We start from the raw sequence: 1,538 nt of genomic DNA, 5'->3' as shown, positions 1-1,538 counted from the left end.
TTGGGTCGCACACCCCGAACGCTTCAGAAACCGACCCACGGCCCCACAACACCCGCAAAAAACCGGAATCAATACCCACCTGTTGTCTCAGACAGGTTGACAACTACCGGCGCGGCCAGCGGATCGCTCGCACACCCGCTCAACGCGAGCGCGAGAACGAGCACGACCGAGGACCGTCGTGCACTGCGCCTGCTCTCGCCCCGTCTCATGGCGCCTACAGGGCGGAGGATACTGTCGGGGCGTTGCCCATCTCCGAGGAGCTGCCCATGTCCATTCCGCCCATCCCGGACGATTGGTCGCCGCACGCGCTGAGCGTGATCGCTGTCGCCACGGCAACTGCGGTGAGAAGGTAGGTGCGTGCTCTATGCATTGTTGTTCCATTCATCGTCCAACGTTCAAGAAACCTGGCGGCCGTGTGGCACGGCGATGCCACGCAGTCTGGTGAAGACGCTGCGTGCGCTAGGTTTCGGTCTAAACGCGACTGATGGAGAGGAGAGTCAGACTGGGCCGATGCAGGTGGAGCGGAATCTCACGGAAGGAGTCGACGACGAAACCTCCGGCGTCGAGGAGGCGGCGGTACACCGCGGGCCGTCGTGCCAGGAGCACAACAGACGCGAGGATGAGCAGAGCGACGCAGGCCACCCCGATGATCAGGCAGCCAACTAGGAGTCCGTCGCCGACGGCGTGTGATGCACCGTCGATGTAAAGGGAAATGGGCGCAGCACGCTCGGCGGCAGCACTTCGATCATGTGCGGAGACGAGCGAGACCGTGTCACTCGTTTCATCGCCGGCGGCTGCCGAGTGCAATGCCAGCAGACCGAGCACCATCGCAGCCATAGTCAGCACTGCCACCATCGTGGAGCGGATCACATGTCGGCGGGGACGGCCACCAATCGCGTTGGCGTTCAGATTCATGTCACCTCCACTACGGTTTCCCCGGCGTTCGCGCGCCGACCTGGGTCAGTGGCTTCCACGCACTGCCCCGGTCGGTACTCGCGTAAACGGCGGCGTTGCTGCCGCTGACCGCTGCGGCGTAGAGCGTCTTGCCGTCCGAGGAGAACGTGGCCGCGGACGTGCCCGCGGGCACGGCCAGGATAGTCCAGGTCTGGCCGCCGTCTCCGCTCAACGCGCTGCCGCCCATGCCGACGGCCACCAGGGTCCGGGTANGGTCGGGTCCCAGGCCGCCGACATCGCGCCGCTAGGACCGCCCAGCGCCGTCCAGGTGATGCCGCCGTCGGCGCTAGTGACGAGGCCGGTGGACATATCCGGCGCGATCAATCTGCGTGGGTCGGCCGGATCGACCAGGATGACGCCCATGAACGTCCGTCCCGCCTGGGCATTGCGGGTCGTCCAGGTCGTCCCGCCGTCGCCACTGGTGAGCAGCCCGCGCTCGGGCGTGCCGGCGTACACGGTGTCTCCGGCCCCGCCGAGGGCGTGGACGTCACCGAGGTCGCCCTTACCGGTGACGCGAGAAAAGGAGTTGCCATCGGAGGAACGGTAGAGGCCCGGATGTCCGCCGATGAGCGTTTCCCCGCTGG

General features: G+C 66.2%; 3 protein-coding genes. All 3 read right to left on the bottom strand.

Annotated elements, in window-relative coordinates; genetic code table 11:
- Positions 1 to 214 precede the first annotated feature (214 nt).
- Positions 215 to 370 (bottom strand): hypothetical protein, encoded by a 156-nt coding sequence (locus E3T54_RS16715; RefSeq protein WP_166804839.1) that lies wholly within the window; start codon positions 368 to 370, stop codon positions 215 to 217.
- A 101-nt stretch (positions 371 to 471) separates the two neighbouring features.
- Positions 472 to 915 carry a hypothetical protein gene (locus E3T54_RS05415; protein WP_134474886.1) on the bottom strand — a complete coding sequence of 148 codons (444 nt, stop codon included), beginning with the start codon at positions 913 to 915 and terminating at the stop codon, positions 472 to 474.
- 10 nt (positions 916 to 925) lie between these two features.
- Positions 926 to 1,153 (bottom strand): hypothetical protein, encoded by a 228-nt coding sequence (locus E3T54_RS05410; protein ID WP_134474885.1) that lies wholly within the window; start codon positions 1,151 to 1,153, stop codon positions 926 to 928.
- Between the last annotated feature and the right edge of the window lie 385 nt (positions 1,154 to 1,538).

This window comes from Cryobacterium sp. Sr8, from assembly GCF_004403225.1.
GTDB classification, from domain to species: domain Bacteria; phylum Actinomycetota; class Actinomycetes; order Actinomycetales; family Microbacteriaceae; genus Cryobacterium; species Cryobacterium psychrotolerans.
The sequence above is the reverse complement of the archived record's forward strand: the minus strand, read 5'-3'. Positions and strand labels throughout refer to the sequence as shown.